The sequence below is a fragment of the Parazoarcus communis genome (assembly GCF_003111665.1).
In the GTDB taxonomy this organism is placed as follows: Bacteria; Pseudomonadota; Gammaproteobacteria; order Burkholderiales; family Rhodocyclaceae; genus Parazoarcus; species Parazoarcus communis_B.
Window position 1 is genome coordinate 1023690 of sequence record NZ_CP022188.1, and the last position, 22402, is coordinate 1046091.

A 22402-nucleotide genomic window follows, 5' to 3' on the forward strand; every position below is an offset into this window, starting at 1 on the left:
TCTCTTTCCTGTCAGCCACCGCTGTTGCGGGCCGCTTCTGCGTGTTCGTTGCGATACATCGGCTCGGCGCGAATCCACAGGGTGAAGGCCGCCCCCTTGCCATAGATGCTATCCACCGTGATGCGGCCACCGTAGCGTTCGATCAATGAATAGCTGATCGACAGCCCAAGCCCGGTGCCCTGCGTCTTCTTGGTGGTGAAAAAGGGGTCGAATATACGCGCGAGATCGTCCTCGCGGATACCCTGACCGGTGTCGCTCACCGTGATGCACACCCCGCAGGGCATGTCATGTTCATCCCACGGCGTCGAACTCAGGGTCAGCGTGCCGCCATCGGGCATCGCCTGCACCGCGTTGACGATCAGATTGATCAGGACCTGCTGCAGTTCCTGAGTGTTGATCTCCACCCGCCGCGTGGTCTGCAGGTGCTGCACCACTTTCACCCCGCGGCTGGTCAGATGCTGCCGGGTGAGCACCAGGCAATCGGCAATCACCGTGGCCGGGTCGACCGTTTCGACATAGCCCGCGAACTCCCCGGGGCGGGCAAACTGCAGCAGCTTGGTCACGATCAACCGGATGCGGTTGACCTGCTCGTCGATCAGGCGGATCTCGCTCATCACCGGCGCAGCCTGCGGCCCGAGCTCTTCGCGCAAGAGATCGAGGTTGCCCTGGATGACCGCCGTCGGATTGCTGATCTCGTGCGCCACGCCTGCGGTCAGCTCGCCAATCGCGGCGAGCTTCTCGCTCATCAGCAACTGGCGCTGGGCAGCGCGCAACTCGGTGTTGGCCGTTTCAAGGTCGCGGGTGCGCGCCTCCACCTTGCGGTCGAGCGAAGCGGCAAGCTGCTCAAGCTGGTCACGCTTGAGCGCGAGCACATCGAGCAGGCGATCGAACTCGCGTGCCAGCAGACCGAGCTCGTCGCGACTGTCGACCGGGCCGACCCGCGCCGAATTGTCACCCCGGCCGATACTGCGAATTGCGCCGTGCATGCGCTCGATCGGCCGAAAAATGCTGCGAGCCCAATGCAGCGACCACACCGCACCGATGATGCTGATGGCGAGGAAGAGACAGAAGATCACCAGCAGGGCAACCGTCTTCGCCGCACTGAAAGGCGCCTCGAGAAAGCCGACGTAAAGCATGCCGACTCGCGTCCCCTGGCTATCGACGATCGGCTCATAGCCCGACACATACCAGTCGTTGACGACGAAAGCCCGCTCCAGCCAGGGCTTCCCATCGGTGAGGACGTGCTTGCTCACCTCGGCCGAGGCCCGGGTGCCAAGCGCGCGTTCACCCTCGAAAAGACGCACGTTGGTGGCAATGCGGGCATCGCCAAGGAAGAGCGTTGCCGTGCCCTTGCTGCCAAGCGGCAGGGAATCCTCGCGATAGACGATGGCATTGATGGTGTCGACGATGCCGAGGTTGCCGTTGAGCAGCACCCCGCCCTCGATCACGCCGGCCAGGTTGCCACGGGCGTCGAACACCGGCGCCGCAGCGTGAATCACCATGCCGCGTTCTTCCCGGGTCCGCGAATCGGGCGCCGCCCGCGGCGTATCGACCAGCGCGAGGCGCGCACGGTCACGCAGCTCCGGAGAAATCGCGGCCAGTGCGTCGGCGCTGAAGACCTCGACCACGCTGCGCTCGCCCGCACCCTCGCGGATCGCGCGCGACACGATGGCCCACTCGCCACGCTCCGCGCCTGCGGGCAGATGCCCGGTGGAATGCAGAACCCGGCCATTGACGTCGAGCACATTGATGAAATCGAGCCCGAGTTCGCCCTGAGCGGCCTTCAGCAAGCCCTCTGAGCCGCCTTCGGCAAGCGCCTGCGCCAGCTGCCGCGAAGTCGCAAGCCCGCCCACCCGGATGCCGACCCCTTCCACGACCCGGTCAAAATACTCATTGGCCGTGACCAGGTCGCTGCCGACCTTGAACACCAGCAGCTTGTTGTAATAGGTGTGACTCCAGTACCAGGTGAGGCCCATGATGATCGGAAAGCCGAGCATCAGCGGCGCCAGCACGAGGAAGAGCAGCTTGGCACGGACCGAGCCGAGGAAATACGCCAGCGGCGGCCTCAGAAAACGGGGAACTTGCATCGAGCGTGACGGCGTCAGACTTCGGCAGCCGCAGGACGCGTGTCCTCGCCCCAGTCGGCAAACTTGCGCTCCAGCGTCTTGCGCGACACGCCCAGACGGCGCGCGGCTTCGGACTTGTTGCCGCCGCAGGCTTCGACCACCCGCAGGATGTGGCGCTTCTCCACCACCTCCAGCGGCAGGCTGTCATCGTCTGCGGACGTCGCGGCCGTGCTGGCCGAAGACAGCGACGCGGCGGGAAAGGCGCCGAGAATCAGGGAGCGCTCGACGAAGTTGCGCAACTCGCGCACGTTCCCTGGCCACGCATAGGCGGCAAGCCCGCTCACCAGCCCGTGCGACAGCGGCAGCGGCGCAACCCCAAGCTGCAGCGACAGCATCTCCATGAAGTGCCGCATCAGGTCGGGGATGTCCTCCACCCGCTCGCGCAGCGGCGGAATGCGGATATCGACCACCGCCAGGCGGAAGTAGAGGTCCTGGCGGAAACGTCCTGCGGCCACCTCGGCGGCCAGGTCACGGTTGGATGCGGCGATGATGCGCACATCCACCGGAATCTCGCGCTCGGAGCCAACCGGACGCAGCTTGCGCTCCTCGAGCACGCGCAACAGCCGGGTCTGCATCGGCAGTGGCAGCTCGCTGATCTCGTCCAGGAACAGGGTGCCGCCATGGGCGTAATAGAACAGGCCGTTGCGACTCTCGCTCGCGCCGGTGAAGGCCCCTTTCACATGACCGAAAAGCTCGCTCTCGATCAGTTCCGACGAGATCGCCGCGCAATTGAGCGGCACGAAGGGGCGCTGCGCACGCGGGCTGGTCTGATGCAGCGCTCGCGCAACAACCTCCTTGCCGGTGCCGGATTCGCCGAGCAACAGCACCGTACTCGGCGTCTGCCCGACCCGCCGGATCATCGCGCTCAACTGCTGGATGGCCGGCGAATGCCCGACCAGTCCGATGACGTCGGTCGCACGCTCGGCCAGCTCGCGGCGCAGCACGAAGTTCTCACGTGCCAGATGGGCGCGCTCGAAACAGCGCTTGATCGAATTCAGGATCTGGTCGATGCGGAACGGCTTGAGGATGAAATCGGACGCGCCGCCGCGCAGTGCGTCGATCGCGGTTTCCATGTCGGCAAAGGCGGTGATCAGGATCACGTCGCCGCCAAAGCCCTGCTCACGCAGCTCGTGCAGCCATTCGATGCCCGACTTGCCCGGCAGGGCGATGTCGAGAATGATCAGATCGAAGTGCAGACGCGCCATCAGTTCGACCGCCTGCTCGACACAGCCCGCGGCTTCCACCATGCCGCAACGGCGCTTGAGCGTGCGCTCGAGGAAGTGGCGCATGCCCTCCTCGTCGTCGACGATCAGCACCGAATGGGCCTGCCAGCTGAACTCGTGCTTGTCCGCCGGCTCCGTTGCCGGCACTGCAGTCTCAGGCTGCATCATGTCTCCTCATCACCTGCGGCTACCCCCTTCAGAACGGCTTGAGCACAACCAGGAAAACGACCACTAGCAGCACCACGACGGGAATCTCGTTGAATACCCGGAACCAGACATGGCTCTTCGTGTTCTTGCCCGCCGCAAAGTCGCGCATCAGCTTGCCGCAATAGAGGTGGTAGCCAATGAGGCCCACCACCAGCGCGGTCTTGGCATGCAGCCAGCCACCGGCAAAACCGTAGCCGAACCACAACCAGAAGCCGAGACCGACGGCAAGAATGCCCAGCGGGGTCATGAAGCGGTACAGCTTGAATTCCATCAGCGCGAGACGCTCGCGGGTCGCCGCATCCTCGACCATCGCATGGTTGACGAACAGGCGGGGTAGATAGAAAAGACCGGCGAACCAGCTGGTAACAAGAATGATGTGCAGCGCCTTCACGGTAAGCATCGAAATATCTCCGGAAAATCAGGTGGGCAAGGGGGATTGAAGAGCAGAGGACTGGCGCGCCGCCAGCAGGCCGGCACTCACCGTCGGATAACGCAGGTGGGCGCGCAGTTCCCGGTACATGCGGCGATTGCCGATGCGACGCGACTCCGCCATGAACGAAAGCGTCATTGCCGGCAGCCTGAGCGCGATCTCTTCGCGACTCAGGCGCTGCGGGCGCGCCAGCCCGAAGGCGTCGGCAACGGCGTCGAAGTATTCGCCCATCGGAAACTCGGTATCGTCGACTGCGTTGTACACCCGGCAAGTGCGACCACGGAACAGGGCCAGCACCGCAAGCCGTGCGAGATCGTCAGCATGGATGTGATTGGTGTAGACATCATCCTCGGCGCGCAACACCGGATCGCCGCGACGGATTCGCTCCAGCGGCAGGCGCTCGCTCGCATAGATGCCCGGCGCCCGCAGCACGCTGACACCCACGCCGCAGCGACGCCCGAAGGCACGCAACTGGCGTTCGGCATCGACCCTGCGCGCAGCACGTGGCGAACGCGGCCTGGCGGGACGGGTCTCGTCGATATGGGCGCCGCCACAGTCGCCGTAAACCCCTGTCGTGCTTATGTATATGAGGTGCTGTGGTAGACTCGTCCGGCTTGCTAGCGCAGCGAGAAGATGGCGGGTACGGGGATCGGTTTTTCCCTGAGCCGGCGGGGGGGCAAAATGCAGCACGGCGTCGGCAATGCCGGCCAACCGGGCCAGGCTGCGGCGGTCATCGAGATCGGCCAGCAGTGGCACGGCACCCAGCCGGCGCATGTCCTCGGCGGCCTCAGTCCGGCGGACAAGGGCGAACACGCGGAACCGCCGCACCAGCCAGGGAATCGCGCGCAGGGCAACATCGCCGCATCCGACGACAAGAATTCTTTTCATTCGCACATTATCTCACGCCCCATGCCGTATCAGATTTCGCTCCAGCCCGGTGGCCAGACCTTCTCCGCCGATGCCGACCAGACCATCCTCGAAGCGGCACTCGAGGCCGGCCTGCTGCTGCCCTACAGTTGCCGCGACGGCGCCTGCGGTGCCTGCAAGGGCCGGGTGGTCAGCGGCGAGTTTGACGTCGACGCTTACTCCGCCAGCGCCCTGTCCGACACCGAGCGTGACGCCGGCACGACCCTGTTCTGCCGGACGCGGGCGCGCTCAAACATGGTGCTCGAGGCGCGCAACGTCAGCCGCGCGGGCGACATCCCGGTCAAGAAGCTGCCGTGCAGGGTACAGAAGCTCACCCGCGTCGCCGACGACGTCATCGTGCTTGAGCTCAAGCTGCCGGCCAGCGAGCCATTCCGCTTCAATGCCGGTCAGTACGTGGACATCCTGCTTCCCGATGGCGCACGCCGCAGCTTCTCGATTGCCAATGCCCCGCACGACAACGGCCACATCGAGCTCCATGTGCGCCTGATCGCGGGCGGCCGCTTCACCGGACAGGTGTTCAGCACCATGAAGGAGCGCGACATCCTGCGCTTCGAGGGACCGCTCGGCAGCTTCTGGCTGCGCGACAGCGCACGCCCGATCGTAATGGTGGCCGGGGGCACCGGCTTCGCCCCCATCAAGGGCATGATCGAACACGCCATTCACGCCGGCATCACGCGCCCGATCACGCTTTACTGGGGCGCGCGCCAGCCCGAGGGGCTGTACATGGACGCGCTTGCACGCAGTTGGAGCGAAAGCCTGCCCGGTTTCAGCTATGTCCCGGTGATTTCCGACGGCCTCCCCGACGACGGCTGGGACGGTCGCCGCGGACTGGTGCACGAAGCCGTGCTGGCCGACTTCGCGGATCTGTCCGCCCATGAGGTCTATGCCTGCGGGGCACCACCGATGATCGATGCCGCGCGCAGCAGTTTCGTGGAGGCACGCGGCCTTGCCGAGGATGCCTTCTTCGCCGACGCTTTCACCTTCGCCACGCAGAACGCCTGAGCCAGGATCATGAGCCAGACCACCTTCATTACCCGAGAACCCGTGGTCAACAAGAGCCGGGCGATCACCGCGAACCGCCTGATCGCGCATGGCCCGAATATCGGCGAGGTGGTCGAGACCCTGAATGAGCTCGTCGACCAGTGGCCGACCCACCACCCGGTCTTTGTCAGCCTCGGTCGCCTCGTACCGACGCCGGCACTCATGGACTGGGCGGCGCCAGCGAACGCAATGATCGAGATTCCCGCTCAGGCCCTGGCCCATCCGCAGACCCAGGCGCTGCTGCCAAAGCTGCAGGAAGCCGGTATCAGCGTCTGTCTGACCTGGTTTTCCAGTGGCACCGCCCTGCCGCCGGGCATCGACTGGCGCTTCGTCCTGATGGATGCACGCAAGCATCCGGCACCCACCGGCTCGCCTGGCCTCAGCATGGCCTGGGGGCTCAAGGATGTCCCGGCCTTCCGCCAGGCTGTGGGGGCTGGATACGATGGCGCCTCGGGCTGGTTCTTCCTGCACGGCAATCCGCCGGCCCAGGAGCTCTCGCCCGGCCACGCGCAGATCGTCAGGCTGCTCAACCTGGTGCGCAACAACGGCGAAATCCGCGATATCGAAGCCGTGCTCAAACAGGACGTCGCACTGTCCTACAAGCTGCTGCGCTATATCAATTCGGCCGGTTTCGGCCTGATGTGCGAAATCCAGTCTTTCCGCCACGCGGTCAGCATTCTCGGTTACTCGAACCTGCACAAGTGGCTGTCTCTGCTGCTGGTCACCGCCAGCCGCGACCCCGGCGCACCCGCGATGATGCAGACCGCAATTGCCCGCGGACGGCTGATGGAGGAGATCGGCGCCGGCTTCTTCGACAAATCGGAGCGCGATAACCTCTTCATTACCGGTGCCTTTTCGCTGCTGCACGTCCTGTTGGGCACATCGATGCAGGCCCTGCTCGACGAGATGCATCTGCCGGCATCGGTAACGGACGCCCTGCTCTCCGATGAAGGTGACTTCGCCCCCTTTCTCAGACTCGCACGCCACTGCGAAAATTTCGATGGCAGCGGTCTGATCAAGGCTGCGGCCGAGCTGCACCTGTCTGCTGAGCAGATCAACCGTGCCCAGCTCGTCGCGCTGGGCTTTGCAGACAGTCTGCAAGCCTGATCGCAGCGCGCATTCGTTCACATCCAAGCGTGCGCGCAGGCTCTAGAATGCGCCTCACCGCAGCCAATCCAGTTCGCCCGTATTCATGACCCAGGCTTTGCCCGGACCGTCCAGCCTGCACCCCCTGCCAGAAAGCGGCGCGACCGTGTTGCGCCTGCTCGCAGCCAACTCGCCGAACTGGCCCGAGGTGGCGCTGGTGGCTGCGCGCGACCCGGCCTTGTGTCTGATGCTGCTGTCGTCCGCACCGCTGGAGCAGGATGAGCTTGAACAAGGGCTGAATACCGCGCTGCGACGCCGGCTCGAAACCCTTGGGCCAGACCTGCTGCGTGCCTGGCTGCTGAGCCAGGCGTGCGCCGATGTCAGCACGGGCGGCGTCCAGGCGCTGGTCGTGGCTGAATGTGCACTCCATCTTGCACTTGAAACTCACTACCCAAGGCCTGACGAAGCCTATCTGGGCGGGCTGTGGCATACGCTATTTGCCCACCGGCGCGAAACGTTCACCACGCCCGGTGCGCTGCAGCCCGACAACGACCGTCAGCATCTTGCCCAGCTCGTCCGCAATTGCGGGCTCCCCGGCACCCTCGCCGATGCGCTCGAACTTGGCGATTTGCTCGACGAGCAACTGCACGGCGCCCACCCGCTCGTCGGTCTGCTGGCAGCCGCACACCGCCTCGCCGGCGATGGCTGGGAAGACCGCATCCCCCGGATTGAATCCCTGACCGGGCTGCCATCGACAAGCCTCATCAGCCTGCGCTCGGATGTCGGCTACATCGTCGCCGGTCACGCGGCCTACCCGGCCCCCCCGGGCAACACCACGGCGCTGGAGGCAAGCCGGGGACTGCCAGCTCTGATGGAGGACGAACCCTTTCGGGCGGCCGCTCTGCATGGACTGATCGTCGCTGGCTTTACCGATCTCGACGTGGACTCCGCCGGCGCGCGACTGGCGATTGCGTGCGCCCTGCTCGGCCGCTGCGAAATGCCCATCGTGCTGATTCCAAACGAGAAGGGCGTGCTGCTGCCGCTGCTCAAGGCTGCACCCGGCTCTGCCGCCGCGTGGCTGCAGGAGCTGTCACTGCGCGAAGATGACGAAGCCAGCTGCATTTCACTTGCACTGCGCAGCGGCGAACCGACAAGCTGCTTTCCCGCCAGCAATGCCCCCGGGCGCAGCATGGCCGACTGGCACCTGGTGCGCTGGCTCGGGCAACGCGGATTCTGCTGTCAGCCCCTTCAACTCGGCCCGCTGCGGGGCGTAGCACTGATCGGCCTGGCGCACGAACACGCGCTGGGCGGTGCGGCGCGCTGGATGATCGGGGAGCTGCTCTCTGCGGCCGCACGCAACATTCTCTCCACCCAGCGCCAGCATGCCGCCGTCGCCGCCCGCGAAGCCGAACTACATGCACGCTTCCGCGAGCACGTTCGTCGCATTGCTCACGAAGCCACCAATCCGCTGACCGTGATCAAGAACCGCCTCAGCCTGCTCGTTCAGAGCCATGCGGATGACAGTTCGCTGCAGGAAGACATGAGCCTGCTCAATGCCGAACTCGATCGCATCGGCAATCTGCTGCGCTCGGCGGGCAATCTGCCGCAAGAGGGCGCCGAGGCACCGAGCTGCCGCATCGTTGATCTTCTGCACGAAATGCGGGCGCTGTACGCCGACACACTCTTCGCACAGCGCGACATACAGTTCGAGCTCCGCGCCGTGGCGGGCGCCCCCACCGTCGCAATGCCGGCTTCAGCACTGAAACAGGTTCTGCTCAACCTGTTGCGCAACGCGTCCGAGGCCTTGCAGCCAGGTAGCCGCCTTTCGCTTTCATTTGCAGGCCAGATCATTGCCGATGGTCGCGCCTGCGCCGAACTGCGCCTGATCGACAACGGCCCCGGGCTTCCGCCCGAGCGCGCCGCCAATCTGTTCGCCCCGGCGACCAGTCAGAAAGGGGGACAGCACCAGGGCGTGGGCCTGTCGATCGTGCGTGAAATCCTGACGAAATGGCACGCATCCATACTCTGTCGGAGCCAGCCAGGCAGCGGCACCAGCTTCCAGATCTTCATCCCACTGGAACATTCCGCCTGAGTGTTGCATTATCCTGAAAGTGCTATAGCGGAACGCCGCAAACCGGGAGCGCATGGTCATACCGGGAGAACAGCCCTTCTACGCGAGTATCGCCGGATCGCAACCGGACGCAGACGTCTGCCGCATTCTCGTCGTTGATGACGATGCGTCCTTGCGTCGTACCCTGCCGCTTGTGCTTGCGCGCGAGGGGCGCGTATTCGACGAGTGCGCCAGCATCTCCGAGGCGGTTGCTGCGCTTGAGCGCGAACACTTCGATCTGATCCTGCTCGACTACCGTCTGCCCGATGCCACCGGCCTCGATCTGCTCGACTGGCTGACCAATCATGAGCGCGAAGAGGCCGTCATCGTCATCAGTGGCGAAGACGCCATTGATGCTGCCATCGGCGCCTTGCGCGGCGGCGCAGACGATTACGTGCGCAAGCCCTATCATGTCGCCCAATTGCAGCGCGCGGTCGACAGCACCCTGCACAAGACCACGCTGGAACGGGCCAACCGGACCATGAGCCAGCGTCTGCGGGCGTCGGAACGCCTGCATCGCTTCCTGGTCGAGAGCTCGCCCGACATGATCTTCACCCTCGACCCCGAGGGCCGCTTCAGCTACATCAACCCGCGCGTGCGCCAGATGCTCGGCTACGAGCGGGCAGCATTGATGCGGCGCCCCTTCTCCACTCTCGTAGTGGCGGAGGACGTCGACCGCATCAACAGCCTGATGTTTGCGCGCGGCAATACCCCGGGCGAGAGCTTCAACATCGAACTGCGTCTGCGGCGAAATCGCGAAACCCTGGTAGAGGGCGGACCGGAAAGCACCACTGTATCGCTCACCGGCATTCCCATGCCCGGCAGCGGCGGTCGCACGTCAAACGGCCTCTACGGCGTGGCGCGCGACATCTCGGAGCGCAAGCGCGCCGAAGAGATCATCACCTTTCAGGCCTATCACGATCAACTGACCCGCCTGCCCAACCGGGTCCTGTTCAAGGACAGGCTGGAGCTTGCGATTGCCCAGGCACAGCGTCGCACCGGCGCGCTGGCGGTGATGTTCATCGACGTCGACCGCTTCAAGCTGGTGAACGACACCTTCGGCCATGCGGAGGGCGACGCCCTGCTGCGCGGCATCGCTGCCCGCCTGTCGACGACCTTGCGTCGCGGCGACACCCTTGCCCGCCTCGGCGGCGACGAATTCACCGTCCTGCTTCCCGACATCAACCACCCGGAAGATGCCGAGATCATCGCGCGCAAGATCCTCGATGCGCTGGCACCGCCCTTCCGCCTCGACCACGGCGACTTCCGGGCCACGGTCAGCATCGGCATTTCGCTCTTCCCGCGCGACGGCGATACCGCTGAAGACCTGACCCGGCACGCCGATATCGCGATGTACCAGGTGAAGCGCTCGGGCAAGAACGCCTTCCGCTTCTTCGACCCTGAACTCAACGCGCACTACCGCGAACGCATTGCACTCGAAAACGACCTCCGGCTTGCGCTCGAGCGCTCGGAGTTCGAGCTGTACTACCAGCCCCAGGTCAGCATGAAGGCCGCGCGCGTGGTCGGCATGGAGGCGCTGCTGCGCTGGAATCACCCCACCCACGGACAGATCGGACCGGCCACTTTCATCCCGGTGGCCGAGGAGATGGGGCTGATCGGCGACATCAGCCACTGGGTGCTCGAAGAGGCCTGCGCACAACTGGCACGCTGGCGCGCTGACGGCTTTGAAGACCTGCGCATGTCGCTCAACCTTTCACCGCACGATTTCAGCCGCCCGGACATCGTGGACATGGTGATCGAGTGCGTGAGCCGCAATCAGTTGCCGCCGGCACAGGTCGAACTCGAGATCACCGAAAGCATGATGATGCAGGACACGGCCGGCGTCGCTGCCAAGGTAAAGGCGATGCGCGAAGCCGGTCTGAGCGTGGCGATCGATGATTTCGGCACGGGCTACTCGGCGCTGGCCTACCTGCAGAAGTTTCCGGTCAGTACGCTCAAGATCGATCGCAGTTTCGTGCGCGACCTCGACGGCCCTTCGACCAATCCGATCATTTCGGCCATCACCGGCATTGCGCGGGGATTCGGGCTCCACCTGATCGCCGAAGGCGTGGAACATGCCGAACAGGCGGAAACCCTGCGCATCCTCGGTTGCGACGTCATGCAGGGCTATCTGTTTGCCCGCCCAGGCACCGCGGCACAGGCGAAGGGCTGGCTGGAAGTGGCACCTCAGCCCGATCTTCAGCGCTGACTCGATACGAAAAAAGCCGGCATCAGCCGGCTTTTGATTGCAGTGGGCGGTAAGACCGCTCCGGAAACACTTACTTCTGCGACAGAACCCAAGTCACCAGCGTAGCGGCTTCTTCGGCCGACACCTGCGGGTTGGGGGGCATCGGGATCTGACCCCAAGCGCCTACACCACCCTTCTGAATCTTGGTCGCGAGCATGGCAGCGGCGTCTTTCTGGCCAGCGTACTTGGCAGCCACGTCCTTGTAAGCCGGACCAACCAGTTTCTTGTCGACAGCATGACAGGCCATGCAGTTCTTGGCCTTCGCCAGATCTGCAGAGGCGAATGCCGGAGCGACAGAAAGGAGACCAGCAGCGACCACAACAGCAACAAGAGCCTTCATGTTGTCTTCCTCATTATGATGATCTTAAACACCGCAAGATACTAACCCATGGGGCGGGGCTATGCTACCCAATAGGTCAGAGACAGAGTACCCGATAGATGCTAGGAACTGTCACTTGGTTCCCCTGGCGGCACTGGCGGATTGTGTTGTCGGCAAGGGGGCGCCATGCGAGGGCGCACCGCCTTTGGCAGGCTGACGCAAAGCAGGAATGCCGCACCGACACCGCGGTGGGCTGGCCTGTTTCCCCGGTTTTCCCTCATGGTTGCGCACCGTCATGACCGCGTTGCGCGCGCACGGCAATCTGCCGCACCAGCGCGGACGCGCCGGGCAGCAGACGCCACAGAGGGCGACAGCCCACCATGCGTACAGCGCCGATCGCCCGCCCGTTGCGGGAGCGCCGTGCGCGTCGCCTCAGGCCCCCAGCCCGGCCAGTGCCGCGGCGTGCAATGACGCCGTCGCCGCCGCAACCACGCGACCATCGGAGTCCACGCCAAGCGGCCGACCCTGCCAGTCGGTGATCACCCCGCCCGCCCCTTCGATCACTGGCACGAGGGCCAGGTAGTCGTAAGGCTGCAGACCGGCTTCCACCACCAGATCCACATGGCCGCTGGCGAGCAGGCCATAGCAGTAGCTGTCACCACCGAAACGACGCAGGGCCGTCCGCCGGCTCAAGGCGTCAAAGCGTGCCCAGTCGGCGGGTTCAAAAGCATCTGGCGAGGTCGTGTAGATGCAGGCCGCGCCCAGCTCGGCACACCCGCGCGTGCGGGCCTGCTGACCGTTGAAGAGCGTCTGTGCACCACCGGCGGCACTCCAGCGCTCGCCTGTGTACGGGATGTCGATGAGCCCGAGCACAGGACGCCCCCGGTGCAGCAGCGCGATCAATGCTCCCCACAAGGGCGAGCCGGTGATGAAGCTCTTGGTCCCGTCGATGGGGTCGATCACCCACACGTACTCGGCATCCATGTTCTCCCTGCCCTGCTCCTCTCCGAGGATGCCGTGATCCGGAAAGGTCTCGCCGATCAGCGTGCGCAAGGCGGCTTCCACCTCGCGGTCTGCCACCGTCACCGGACTCTCGTCGTCCTTGACGAAGACATCGAGCGGGGTGCGAAAGCGTGGCAGGGCGATGCGCCGGGCCTCGTCCGCCAGCCGGTGGGCCAGCGCGACCGCCGTGCTGAGTAAGGACTCGGGGTTGTCGGTGTAAGGCATGATTATTGCTCGGCTCTTGACGTGTAATAGCAAAACTATGCACATTTACCCAAAAATCCACAAGCTTTCTGATTTGAGCGCGTGGTTCATGCACCACCTTGGTTCATCGCGCACACCCTTTTGGAGAAAATGATGAAATCGTCCCGCTTCGCCCTGCGCCCTCTCGCCGCCCTTGCAGCCGCCTTCACTGTCGCGGGCGCCGCCCATGCCGGCACCATCGTGGTCTATACCGCGCTCGAGGAAGACGAGATCAAGGAATATGTTGCCGCTGCCAACAAGGACATGCCCGACCTCGACATCAAGGTCCTGCGCCTGTCCACCGGCGATCTGGGTGCGCGCATCCTGGCCGAGGCCGCCAATCCGCAGCATGACGTGATCTGGGGCTGGGCACTGACCAACATGCTCGACCCGCGCGTGCAGGCACTGGTCGAGCCCTACACCGCCAAGGGCGAGGACAAGCTCGCTGCCGCCAACAAGGCCGCCGACGGCAAGTGGTTCGCCGCCACCGGTTACATGGGTGCGTTCTGCGTGAACACGGAAGTGCTCAAGCGCAAGAACCTGCCCATGCCCACATCCTGGAAGGACCTGAGCAACCCGATCTACAAGGGCGAGGTGGTCATGCCCAACCCGGTCTCCTCGGGCACGGGCTACCTTCAGATCGCCGCCTTGCTGCAGTCCAAGGGCGACGAGGCTGGCTGGACCTTTCTGAAGACCCTCGACGGCAACGTCGCCCAGTACATCAAGTCAGGCTCGCGCCCGTGCAAGGCCGCCCGCGCTGGTGAGTACGCCATCGGAACGTCCCTCGCCTTCGCCGCCATGCAGTCCATCGAGGAAGGCTATCCGCTCAAGATGGTGATCCCCAACGACGGTGCCGGCTATGAGCTCGAGGCCACGGCCCTGATGACCGGCTCGAAGAACAAGGCCGATGCCAAGCGCTTCCTCGACTGGACGCTGTCACCCTCGGCCGCGGCGCTTTACACCAAGTACAAGGCGGTCGTGACCATTCCGGGCACCCCGCAGTCCAAGGCCGCCGCCGCTGCCGGCCTGCCCAAGGATCTGAGCAAGGTGCTGTACCCGATGGACTTCGCCAAGTCGGCACTGGACCGCGACACCATCCTGAAGACCTGGCAGACCACCATCGGCCGCTGAAACAGGACACAACGGGAAAGCATCATGGCACTGGAAATACGAGACCTGAACAAGAGCTTCGGCGGCGTACCCGCCCTCGAACGTATCAACCTGACGATCGAGGCCTCCGAGTTCGTCTGCCTGCTCGGCCCCAGCGGCTGCGGCAAGACAACCTTGCTGCGCATCATCGCCGGGCTGCTGGGCGCCGACCGGGGGCGTATCCTGCTCGATGGGCGTGACCTGTCGGCGGTGCCCACTCGCGAGCGCGGCTTCGGGATCGTGTTCCAGTCCTACTCCCTGTTTCCAAACCTGACCGTAGCCCAGAACGTGGGTTACGGTCTGTCCATCCGCCGCACGCCCAAGGCCCAGGTCGAGGCGCGTGTGGCGGAACTGCTGTCGACGGTCAAGCTCTCCGAGTTCGCCGGCCGCTACCCGGGCGAACTGTCCGGCGGCCAGCAGCAGCGGGTGGCGATTGCCCGCGCACTGGCGGTCAACCCCGCCCTGCTCCTGCTCGACGAGCCGCTCTCGGCTCTGGACGCGCGGGTGCGCGCCGCCTTGCGCGAGGAGTTGCGCGAGGTTCAGCGCAGCCTGGGCATTCCGACCCTGATGGTGACCCATGACCAGGAAGAGGCCATGGTGCTCGCAGACAAGGTGGTGTGCATGAACCATGGCCGGATCGAGCAGGTAGGCTCACCGGAGGTGCTCTACCAGCAGCCGAAGACCCGCTTCGTGGCCGAGTTCATGGGGCAGAGCAATCTGTTGCCGCGCGACTGGCTGCAACAGGTCGAGCCCGCCCTGGCGGCCACCGCACCGACCGAACTGGGTGAAGCCGCACTGGCCTGCGTGCGCCCCGAAGCCTTGACCGTGACGGCTGCAACCGATGGCCACGCGCGCGTGCTCGATCAGTTGTTCCTGGGCAACTTCAAGCGTCTGCGCCTGGACTGGCTCGGCCGCACCCTGCTGGCCGAAGTCCCGGCCCACACCCCCCTGCGCCCGGGCGATGCCGCCCGGGTCGCCATCGCACCCCACGCCTGCGCCTGGATTGCCCCATGAGTGCCGCCGCCCAAATCCCCCTGATGCCGGCAGACCGCTGGCTGCTGCGGGTCAGCCTGTGGATCCCCCTGGGTGCGCTGTTGCTGTTCTTCGCCCTGCCCATGCTCTACATCGGCGCGCGCAGCTTCATGATCGACGGCGGTGGCGTCGGTCTGGGCAACTACCTGGCCCTGCTCGACACCCCTGGCGTCTGGCGCGCCACACTCAACAGCCTGTGGCTGGGACTCGCCACCACGGTCGTCACCCTGGTGCTGGCCTTCTTCCTCGCCTACGGGCTGGAGCGCACCTGCATGGCCGGCAAGCGCTTCGTCGGCCTGTGCCTGAGCCTGCCCATGCTGGCTCCTTCGCTGGTGCTTGGTCTCGGCCTGATCTTCATCCTCGGGCGCAACGGCATCGTCGGCAAGGTGCTGGACATCCGCCCCGAGATGTATGGCTTCTGGGGCCTGCTGATCGCCGACGTGCTCTACGCCCTGCCCCAGGCGGTGATGATCCTGCGCGTCGCCCTGTCCCAGGCCGATGCCCGCCAGTACGAAGCCGCCGAGGTGCTCGGCGCGAGCCCCTGGCGCCAGTTCATGGACCTGACCCTGCCGGGCATGCGCTACGGCCTGCTCAGCGCCGGCTTGGTGGTTTTCACTATCACGATTACCGACTTCGGTAACGCGGTGGTCATCGGCGGCGACTTTTCGGTTCTCGCCACCGAGATCTACAACCAGGTCAGCGGTCAGATGCGGTTCGGCATGGGCGCGGTGGTCGGCCTGTTGCTGCTGCTGCCAGCCGCCCTGTCGGTCTGGATCGAGCGCGTCGCCGCCCGCCGCCAGGCCGGCATTGGCGCCGAGTCGGCCAGTCCGCCTCAGCCGGTGCGCGCGCCCGCGCGCGACGCCGCCTACACGGTGATCGGCATCGGCATTGCGGCAAGCATCTTCTTCGTGGTCGCCACGGTGGTGGTCGCCGGCTTCATCCGCCTGTGGCCCTACCGTCTCGACTTCACCCTGAAGCATTACGACATCACCGTATCGGGAGGCTACGACAGCCTGTGGACCTCGCTGGCCGTGTCGCTGCTGGCAGCCGCCGCAGGCACCGCGCTCCTGTTCCTGCTGAGCTTCTCGGTGCGCCGCCTTGGCGGCTGGTCAGCCCGGCTGGTGACCCTGCTCGCTGCCCTGCCGGTGGGGGTTCCGGGGCTGGTGCTCGGCCTTGGCTACGTGTTCGCCTTCAACGCGCCGGACATGCCGTGGACGGTGTTTTACGGTACCGTGTGGCTGCTCGCCATGTGCAACTTCTACCACTATCACACCCAGGGCTACGTCACCATGATGACCGGTCTGCGCAACGTGCCGTCGGCGCTCGAGGACGCAGTGGGCGTGCTCGGCGGCGGCACCATGCGCCTGCTGCGCGACGTGTATCTGCCCGCGGCGCGCAACACCTTGTGGACCGTTGCGGCCTTCCTCTTCATGCGTTCGATGGTGACGCTCTCGGCGGTGATCTTCCTGATCACGCCCACGCTGTCGCTGTCGGCGGTGACCGTGATGCGCCTGGATGAAGCCGGCTTCACCTCGCAGGCGGCAGCCTTCTCGTCGCTGATCATGCTGGTGGTGGGCACCGTATCGCTGGGTCTGCACCTCGCCAACCGCCGCGCCGGCGGCCACTGAACCATCACCCGGACCGATCATGCTTCAGGAAGAACGCTATCAACGCATCCGCGCCCTGCTCGCCAGCTTCACCCGCCTGAGCGCTGAGCGCATCGCCAAGGATCTGGGTGTGTCGCGCGAGACCACGCGGCGCGATCTGGTCGCGCTGGAAGCCCTCGGCGAACTGCGCCGCATCCATGGTGGCGTGGTGCTCAACCAGCCCGAGGCCGAGCCGCCGTTCGAGCGCCGTCTCAAGAGCCATCACCGGGAAAAGCGCGCCATTGCCAAGGCCGCGGTGCGCCTGCTCAAGAGCGGTCACACGGTGTTTCTCGACGCCGGCTCCACCACCCTGATCATGACCGAGGAACTGGTCTCTTTGAGCGGGCTGACCGTCCTCACCAACGGCCTGGAAATCGCCACCCGGATGGCTGCCGCCGGCGGCGCTGAGCGCGGCAATCGGGTCATCGTGCTCGGCGGTGAGCTGATGCGCGGCGTCCCGGCAACCTGCGGCGCGGCCACCGTGGCCGAGATCGGACGCTACCGCGCCGACCTCGCCCTGCTCTCGCCGGTGGCGGTGCACCCGTCCGAGGGCGCGAGCGATTTCGATCTGGACGAAGCTGCCGTGGCCCAGGCCATGTGCGATGCCGCAGAGCGCCGGATCATCCTCGCCGATCACAGCAAGATCGGCATGCGCAGCCGGCGCTGCTTCTGCCCGGCGAAACGGATCGACGTGCTGGTGACCAATCAGGCCGCCCGAAAGCACCCCGAGTTCGCGGGTTTCGCCGACACCGGCATTGAGGTCGTGCTCGCATGAGCACGCAACACCCGCCCATGCCCTGACGAGAAACAACCATGGCTTATCGACACACCGTTGCCGGCCACACCTGGCAGTTTGCCGACCTCAAGGCCCTGATGGCCAAGGCCAGCCCGCTGCGCTCGGGCGACGTCCTCGCCGGCCTGGCGGCCGACACCGCCGTCGAACGCATGGCCGCGCGCCTGTGCCTCGCCGAGGTGCCACTGCGCCGCTTCCTCGACGAGGCCCTGATCCCCTACGAGACAGACGAGATCACGCGGCTAATCATCGACCGCCACGACCCTGCCGCCTTCGCCCCCATTGCACACCTCGACGTCGCTGGTCTGCGCGACTGGCTGCTGGCCGAATCCACCGACACCGAGGCACTGACCCGGGTGCAGGCCGGACTCACCCCGGAGATGGTGGCTGCCGTCAGCAAGCTCATGCGCAACCAGGACCTGATCCTGGTTGCGAAGAAATGCCGGGTGATCACGCGCTTTCGCAACACCATCGGCCTGCCCGGCCGGATGGCGGTGCGTCTGCAGCCCAATCATCCGACCGACGACCTGCGCGGCATCGCCGCGAGCATCGTCGACGGCCTGCTCTACGGTGCCGGCGACGCAGTGATCGGCATCAATCCGGCCAGCGACAGCCTGCCCCTGCTCTCCCGTCTCAACCACATGCTCGACGAGGTCATCGCTACCCTGGATATCCCCACTCAAAGCTGCGTGCTGACGCATGTAACCAACACGCTCGGGATGATCGAGGGCGGTGCGCCAGTGGACCTGGTGTTCCAGTCCATTGCCGGCACCGAACAGGCCAATGCCGGATTCGGCATCGACCTGGCGCTCCTGCGCGAAGCGCGCGAAGCCGCACTGAGCCTCGGACGTGGCACCGTGGGCGAGAACGTCATGTACTTCGAGACCGGCCAGGGCAGCGCCCTGTCTGCCAATGCCCATCACGGCGTCGACCAGCAGACCTGCGAGGCACGCGCCTACGCCGTGGCCCGCGAGTTCAAGCCTTTGCTGACCAACACCGTGGTCGGCTTCATTGGCCCGGAATACCTCTACGACGGCAAGCAGATCATCCGCGCCGGGCTGGAGGATCATTTCTGCGGCAAGCTGCTGGGCGTGCCCCTGGGCTGCGACGTGTGCTACACCAACCACGCCGAGGCCGACCAGGACGACATGGACACCCTGGTGACCTTGCTGGGCGTGGCCGGGGTGAACTTCATCATGGGGGTGCCGGGCGCCGACGACATCATGCTCAACTACCAGAGCACCTCCTTTCACGATGCCCTCTACGTGCGCGAGGTGCTCGGTCTGAAGCGTGCCCCCGAGTTCGAAAGCTGGCTCGCCGCCGCGGGCCTGACCGACGCCGACGGCCGCTTGCGTCCGGCTGTGGGCGACCCAGCGCTGCTGGGCACCATGCAGCGTCTGCGCCTGCTGCCCTGATCCACCGGAGACTCTGATGGCATCGAAGGACATCGACCCACGCCACGACACCGCACCCGAGCGCGTCGCTCAGGACCCGTGGTCCGGGCTGCGCCGCTACACCGCCGCACGCCTCGCCCTCGGCCGGACCGGCGCCAGCCTGCCCACGCGTGAAGTGCTCGGCTTCGGTCTTGCCCACGCCCAGGCCCGGGACGCAGTGCACCTGCCGCTCGACCTCGCCGCCCTGGCCGAAGGCCTTACGCAACGCGGCCTGGCCTCGGTAACGGTCGCCAGCCAGGCGACGGACCGCGCGGCCTATCTGCTGCGCCCCGACCTCGGCCGCCGGCTCGATCCGGCAGACGCGAAACGGCTGGCCGAACGCCAGGATGCGCCCTTCGAACTGCTGCTGGTCATCGCCGACGGGCTATCCTCCATGGCCATCGAGCGCCATGCCCTGCCGCTGGTGGACGCCATCTGCGCAAGCCGGCCCGAGGGCTGGCGTCTCGGCCCTGTGGTCCTCGCCCGACAGGCGCGGGTGGCACTCGGCGACGAGATCGGTGCCGCCCTGCACGCGCCGATGGTCGCCGTGCTGGTGGGCGAGCGCCCCGGGCTGAGCGCACCGGACAGCCTCGGCATCTACCTGACCCTGGGCCCACGCCCCGGACGCATGGATGCCGAACGCAACTGCATCTCGAACGTGCGCCCAGCAGGCCTCGCCTACCCGGCGACCGCGCGCAAGCTGTGGTGGCTGTGTCAGGCCGGTCGCCAGCTCGGCCTGACTGGCGTAGCCCTGAAAGACAACAGCGACGCCGCCCCCCTTGCGGACCCCGGCACCCCCGACGCACTGACCGAACCGGACGCCTGAATCCAGAAGTCCGGCGCCAGCATCGTGTCTTCAGCTGTTGCCGTCAGGTTGTTAGCAAAACTGCCGCTCGAGACAAAGCGGATGCAGGACGTACAAACAATCGAATCAATAGCTGAATAAAAAAGCCATATTAGCTTTCGATTATTTATTCTCGGAGGAGTGGCATACTATTCGCCCTGCGGTAACGGAATGGCACCCGCATATCCCGGAGCGAAGGTTCGGTCCTGGGTGGAGCGTTTTCAAATCAAGGAGGGAATATGTCTGACAGCATCAACCAAACCCGTCGCACGTTCATGAAGGCCAGCGGCGCAGTCGTGGCCATGATTCCGGTCGTTGCTTTCGCAGCCAAGAACGACGCAATGCGTACCAGCATGAAGTACGTCGACAAGTCGACCGACGCGGCCAAGGTTTGCTCGGGCTGCATGCACTTCGTAGCCGGCTCTCCGCTGGGCGGCTGTAAGCTGTTCGCCGGCGACACGGAAGTGAACCCGAACGGCACCTGTGTTGCCTGGGCCAAGAAGCCCTGATCCTCGATCAGTCGAGGATCAAACGGGGACAGGTCGCAAGACCCGTCCCCGTTTTCATTTCAGCTGCCGGGCCCTCCGCCGCGGCACGATGGCCCGGGTCAGCACGCCGGACTGGACGACGCCCATCCGCCGGGTCAGGCCTCCACTGTGCGCAACAGCCCCTGGCGCTCGACGAAGTCGATGATCTCGGCCAGACCCTGGCCCGTCTTCAGATTGGAGAAAATGAAGGGCCGCTCGCCACGCATCTTGCGCGCATCGCGGTCCATGACCTCGAGCGAGGCACCGACCAGCGGTGCGAGATCGATCTTGTTGATCACCAGCAGATCGCTCTTGGTAATGCCGGGCCCGCCCTTGCGCGGGATCTTGTCGCCGGCCGAAACGTCGATGACGTAGAGCGTCAGATCCGACAGTTCAGGTGAGAAGGTGGCAGCGAGGTTGTCGCCGCCCGACTCGACGAAAATGATCTCCAGCCCCGGAAAGCTGCGGTTGAGGCGATCGACCGCTTCGAGGTTGATCGAGGCGTCCTCGCGGATGGCGGTGTGCGGGCAGCCGCCGGTTTCGACGCCGATGATGCGATCTGCCGCCAGCGCCTCGTTGCGCACCAGAAACTGCGCGTCTTCCGCCGTGTAGATGTCGTTGGTGACCACGGCGATGTTGTACTTGTCACGCAAGGCCTGACACAGGGCGAGCGTGAGCGCGGTCTTGCCGGAACCGACGGGGCCGCCGATGCCGACACGAAGTGCCTGGGATGCAGGAGTAGTCATGATTCTGTGGTTTCCGTCGTTCAGCTTCTGAAGAGCCGTGAATACTGCGTTTCGTGGTGGCTGCTGGCAAGCGCCAGGCCGGGGGTGTAGTTGCTCCAGTCGTCTTCCGGGAGCGCGATCGCAAGTGGCACCAGATCGGGAATGCGCGCGCCGAGCACTGCCAGCATGCGTTGCCCCGCGCTCTGGCCGAGCGGCACGGTCTTGACCGCCGCCATCACCTGATTCTCCAGCCATGCCCACAGGTAGGCGGCGAGCGCATCGGCCACCGGCACCTTCCAGGCCGCGGCAGCAGCGGTCCATGCAGTCGGAAACGCCGGGGTGTCGAGCGCCTGCAACCGCGCCCGCCAGCCGGGCAGTGAGGACCAGGCGTCGAGCTCGACCAGCATGCGGACCAGCGAATAGCCCATCTGCACGGTTTCGGCACGCAGCTCCGAGGTCTCGCGACTGGCGACGAAATCGTCGTTGAGGCGTCGCACCGCGTCATCGTCGCCCTGCGCCCAGGCTTCGAGCAGACACGCCACCAGCGGCGCCTCGAAGCGCGCCACGCTCCATTCGAGCAGGTCGCCGATCCAGCGCTGGGTGTCGGCCTCGGTCTTGACCCGGCCGCATTCGACCGCCCACTCCAGCCCCTGCGAGTAGGTGTAGGCGCCGACCGGCAGTGCCGGGCTGGCCAGTTGAAGCAGACGCACCAGCGGCAGCAGCCCGCCCCCGACCGCCGCACCGGATACGGGCAGCGTCACTTGGCACTCATCATGTGGATGCGCGCGCCACTGCCGTCACCCGGATGCTGGTGACCATGGGCATAGGCACCGGCCTCGGGCTCGAAGGGCGCGGAGATCGGCGACACTTCCGCGCCCAGCCCGACCAGCATGCCTTCGAGCACGTGATCGGCCTGAATCCGCAGCCAGCCTTCGCCGAGTTCGACGGCGACATGACGGTTGCCGAGGTGGTAGGCCGCGCGTGCGAGCTCGAAGGCATCGGCGCAGCGCACCTCGAGCAGGGATTCCGGCGCAGCCACGACTTCGACGATCCGTCCGTCCTGGGCGTGGAGTTTCTGACCGCCGCGCAGGATGGTGCCGCGGGGGAGGAACAGACCGACTTCCTCGCCCGAGCTCAGTTTGGCGCGCAAACGGCTCTTGGTGCGGTAGCCAAAATCGAGTTCCAGGGTTTCCGTTGCGGCGCGTACGCCGGTGTAAAGCGATTCAATCAGCAGCATGTCAGTTCAGTTTCCAGGGCCTGCTTGACGCGACACGAGGTTCGACGACGATCA

The 22402-nt window shown here is 65.5% G+C and carries 20 protein-coding genes; 11 read left to right on the forward strand and 9 right to left on the reverse strand.

What is annotated here, in order from left to right; all coding sequences use genetic code 11:
• Positions 1–11: 11 nt before the first annotated feature.
• The 4 genes from CEW87_RS04785 to CEW87_RS04800 are packed head-to-tail and all read right to left on the reverse strand — an operon-like array spanning position 12 to position 4874.
• Complete coding sequence (locus CEW87_RS04785; protein WP_108971682.1) at positions 12–2087, reverse strand: sensor histidine kinase; 2076 nt, start codon at positions 2085–2087, stop codon at positions 12–14.
• A gap of 14 nt (positions 2088–2101) precedes the next feature.
• Positions 2102–3514, reverse strand: coding sequence for a sigma-54-dependent transcriptional regulator (locus CEW87_RS04790; protein ID WP_108976929.1), 1413 nt, complete (start codon positions 3512–3514; stop codon positions 2102–2104).
• A gap of 31 nt (positions 3515–3545) precedes the next feature.
• The gene (locus tag CEW87_RS04795; protein WP_108949804.1) at positions 3546–3956 is read right to left on the reverse strand and encodes a CopD family protein; all 411 of its coding nucleotides are present in this window, start codon (positions 3954–3956) and stop codon (positions 3546–3548) included.
• Between the two features lie 18 nt (positions 3957–3974).
• A complete protein-coding gene (locus CEW87_RS04800) occupies positions 3975–4874 on the reverse strand; it encodes an NAD-dependent epimerase/dehydratase family protein (RefSeq protein WP_108971683.1) in 900 nt (299 codons plus the stop codon).
• Positions 4875–4895: 21 nt separating this feature from the next.
• Here CEW87_RS04800 and CEW87_RS04805 point away from each other — a divergent pair, with 21 nt between their 5' ends.
• The 4 genes from CEW87_RS04805 (at position 4896) to CEW87_RS04820 (ending at position 11359) form a co-directional block, all read left to right on the forward strand.
• The gene (locus CEW87_RS04805; protein ID WP_108971684.1) at positions 4896–5915 is read left to right on the forward strand and encodes a CDP-6-deoxy-delta-3,4-glucoseen reductase; all 1020 of its coding nucleotides are present in this window, start codon (positions 4896–4898) and stop codon (positions 5913–5915) included.
• A gap of 9 nt (positions 5916–5924) precedes the next feature.
• Positions 5925–7061, forward strand: coding sequence for an EAL and HDOD domain-containing protein (locus tag CEW87_RS04810; RefSeq protein ID WP_108971685.1), 1137 nt, complete (start codon positions 5925–5927; stop codon positions 7059–7061).
• Between the two features lie 85 nt (positions 7062–7146).
• Positions 7147–9132, forward strand: coding sequence for an ATP-binding protein (locus CEW87_RS04815; protein ID WP_108971686.1), 1986 nt, complete (start codon positions 7147–7149; stop codon positions 9130–9132).
• Positions 9133–9184: 52 nt separating this feature from the next.
• The gene (locus CEW87_RS04820; RefSeq protein WP_108971687.1) at positions 9185–11359 is read left to right on the forward strand and encodes a putative bifunctional diguanylate cyclase/phosphodiesterase; all 2175 of its coding nucleotides are present in this window, start codon (positions 9185–9187) and stop codon (positions 11357–11359) included.
• 70 nt (positions 11360–11429) lie between these two features.
• Here the strand turns inward: CEW87_RS04820 and CEW87_RS04825 are convergent, their stop codons facing one another.
• Together CEW87_RS04825 and hisN are read right to left on the reverse strand one after the other, a co-directional pair.
• On the reverse strand, positions 11430–11738 hold the full coding sequence (locus CEW87_RS04825; protein ID WP_108949810.1) for a c-type cytochrome: 309 nt from the start codon (positions 11736–11738) through the stop codon (positions 11430–11432).
• Positions 11739–12149: 411 nt separating this feature from the next.
• Positions 12150–12944: a histidinol-phosphatase gene (gene hisN, locus CEW87_RS04830; RefSeq protein ID WP_108971688.1), complete on the reverse strand. Its 795-nt coding sequence runs from the start codon at positions 12942–12944 to the stop codon at positions 12150–12152.
• A 129-nt stretch (positions 12945–13073) separates the two neighbouring features.
• Between hisN and CEW87_RS04835 the strand changes: the two genes are divergently transcribed.
• The 7 genes from CEW87_RS04835 to CEW87_RS04865 all read left to right on the forward strand — a co-directional run bounded on the left by CEW87_RS04835 (position 13074) and on the right by CEW87_RS04865 (position 20368).
• On the forward strand, positions 13074–14093 hold the full coding sequence (locus CEW87_RS04835; RefSeq protein ID WP_199917118.1) for an ABC transporter substrate-binding protein: 1020 nt from the start codon (positions 13074–13076) through the stop codon (positions 14091–14093).
• Between the two features lie 24 nt (positions 14094–14117).
• Positions 14118–15125 carry an ABC transporter ATP-binding protein gene (locus tag CEW87_RS04840; RefSeq protein WP_108971690.1) on the forward strand — a complete coding sequence of 336 codons (1008 nt, stop codon included), beginning with the start codon at positions 14118–14120 and terminating at the stop codon, positions 15123–15125.
• A complete protein-coding gene (locus CEW87_RS04845) occupies positions 15122–16771 on the forward strand; it encodes an ABC transporter permease subunit (protein ID WP_108971691.1) in 1650 nt (549 codons plus the stop codon). Before CEW87_RS04840 ends, CEW87_RS04845 begins: the two co-directional genes overlap by 4 nt.
• Before the next feature lie 19 nt (positions 16772–16790).
• Positions 16791–17564 carry a DeoR/GlpR family DNA-binding transcription regulator gene (locus CEW87_RS04850; RefSeq protein WP_108971692.1) on the forward strand — a complete coding sequence of 258 codons (774 nt, stop codon included), beginning with the start codon at positions 16791–16793 and terminating at the stop codon, positions 17562–17564.
• A 38-nt stretch (positions 17565–17602) separates the two neighbouring features.
• On the forward strand, positions 17603–18997 hold the full coding sequence (locus CEW87_RS04855) for an ethanolamine ammonia-lyase subunit EutB (RefSeq protein ID WP_108971693.1): 1395 nt from the start codon (positions 17603–17605) through the stop codon (positions 18995–18997).
• A 16-nt stretch (positions 18998–19013) separates the two neighbouring features.
• Positions 19014–19841 (forward strand): ethanolamine ammonia-lyase subunit EutC, encoded by an 828-nt coding sequence (eutC, locus tag CEW87_RS04860; RefSeq protein WP_108971694.1) that lies wholly within the window; start codon positions 19014–19016, stop codon positions 19839–19841.
• Positions 19842–20098: 257 nt separating this feature from the next.
• The gene (locus CEW87_RS04865; protein ID WP_108971695.1) at positions 20099–20368 is read left to right on the forward strand and encodes a high-potential iron-sulfur protein; all 270 of its coding nucleotides are present in this window, start codon (positions 20099–20101) and stop codon (positions 20366–20368) included.
• Positions 20369–20502: 134 nt separating this feature from the next.
• Here the strand turns inward: CEW87_RS04865 and ureG are convergent, their stop codons facing one another.
• The 3 genes from ureG to ureE are packed head-to-tail and all read right to left on the reverse strand — an operon-like array spanning position 20503 to position 22348.
• Positions 20503–21132: an urease accessory protein UreG gene (gene ureG, locus CEW87_RS04870; RefSeq protein ID WP_108971696.1), complete on the reverse strand. Its 630-nt coding sequence runs from the start codon at positions 21130–21132 to the stop codon at positions 20503–20505.
• A 20-nt stretch (positions 21133–21152) separates the two neighbouring features.
• Complete coding sequence (locus CEW87_RS04875; RefSeq protein WP_234421668.1) at positions 21153–21872, reverse strand: urease accessory protein UreF; 720 nt, start codon at positions 21870–21872, stop codon at positions 21153–21155.
• Positions 21869–22348 (reverse strand): urease accessory protein UreE, encoded by a 480-nt coding sequence (ureE, locus tag CEW87_RS04880; protein ID WP_108971697.1) that lies wholly within the window; start codon positions 22346–22348, stop codon positions 21869–21871. The genes CEW87_RS04875 and ureE overlap by 4 nt, the downstream gene beginning before the upstream one ends.
• Positions 22349–22402: the final 54 nt, after the last annotated feature.

What these genes read in the sequence shown, in the direction of transcription:
- CEW87_RS04785 (WP_108971682.1), bottom strand. Translation starts at nt 2,087, where the DNA reads ATGCAAGTTCCCCGTTTTCTGAGGCCGCCGCTGGCGTATTTCCTCGGC.
- CEW87_RS04790 (WP_108976929.1), bottom strand. Translation starts at nt 3,514, where the DNA reads ATGCAGCCTGAGACTGCAGTGCCGGCAACGGAGCCGGCGGACAAGCAC.
- CEW87_RS04795 (WP_108949804.1), bottom strand. Translation starts at nt 3,956, where the DNA reads ATGCTTACCGTGAAGGCGCTGCACATCATTCTTGTTACCAGCTGGTTC.
- CEW87_RS04800 (WP_108971683.1), bottom strand. Translation starts at nt 4,874, where the DNA reads ATGAAAAGAATTCTTGTCGTCGGATGCGGCGATGTTGCCCTGCGCGCG.
- CEW87_RS04805 (WP_108971684.1), top strand. Translation starts at nt 4,896, where the DNA reads ATGCCGTATCAGATTTCGCTCCAGCCCGGTGGCCAGACCTTCTCCGCC.
- CEW87_RS04810 (WP_108971685.1), top strand. Translation starts at nt 5,925, where the DNA reads ATGAGCCAGACCACCTTCATTACCCGAGAACCCGTGGTCAACAAGAGC.
- CEW87_RS04815 (WP_108971686.1), top strand. Translation starts at nt 7,147, where the DNA reads ATGACCCAGGCTTTGCCCGGACCGTCCAGCCTGCACCCCCTGCCAGAA.
- CEW87_RS04820 (WP_108971687.1), top strand. Translation starts at nt 9,185, where the DNA reads ATGGTCATACCGGGAGAACAGCCCTTCTACGCGAGTATCGCCGGATCG.
- CEW87_RS04825 (WP_108949810.1), bottom strand. Translation starts at nt 11,738, where the DNA reads ATGAAGGCTCTTGTTGCTGTTGTGGTCGCTGCTGGTCTCCTTTCTGTC.
- hisN (WP_108971688.1), bottom strand. Translation starts at nt 12,944, where the DNA reads ATGCCTTACACCGACAACCCCGAGTCCTTACTCAGCACGGCGGTCGCG.
- CEW87_RS04835 (WP_199917118.1), top strand. Translation starts at nt 13,074, where the DNA reads ATGATGAAATCGTCCCGCTTCGCCCTGCGCCCTCTCGCCGCCCTTGCA.
- CEW87_RS04840 (WP_108971690.1), top strand. Translation starts at nt 14,118, where the DNA reads ATGGCACTGGAAATACGAGACCTGAACAAGAGCTTCGGCGGCGTACCC.
- CEW87_RS04845 (WP_108971691.1), top strand. Translation starts at nt 15,122, where the DNA reads ATGAGTGCCGCCGCCCAAATCCCCCTGATGCCGGCAGACCGCTGGCTG.
- CEW87_RS04850 (WP_108971692.1), top strand. Translation starts at nt 16,791, where the DNA reads ATGCTTCAGGAAGAACGCTATCAACGCATCCGCGCCCTGCTCGCCAGC.
- CEW87_RS04855 (WP_108971693.1), top strand. Translation starts at nt 17,603, where the DNA reads ATGGCTTATCGACACACCGTTGCCGGCCACACCTGGCAGTTTGCCGAC.
- eutC (WP_108971694.1), top strand. Translation starts at nt 19,014, where the DNA reads ATGGCATCGAAGGACATCGACCCACGCCACGACACCGCACCCGAGCGC.
- CEW87_RS04865 (WP_108971695.1), top strand. Translation starts at nt 20,099, where the DNA reads ATGTCTGACAGCATCAACCAAACCCGTCGCACGTTCATGAAGGCCAGC.
- ureG (WP_108971696.1), bottom strand. Translation starts at nt 21,132, where the DNA reads ATGACTACTCCTGCATCCCAGGCACTTCGTGTCGGCATCGGCGGCCCC.
- ureE (WP_108971697.1), bottom strand. Translation starts at nt 22,348, where the DNA reads ATGCTGCTGATTGAATCGCTTTACACCGGCGTACGCGCCGCAACGGAA.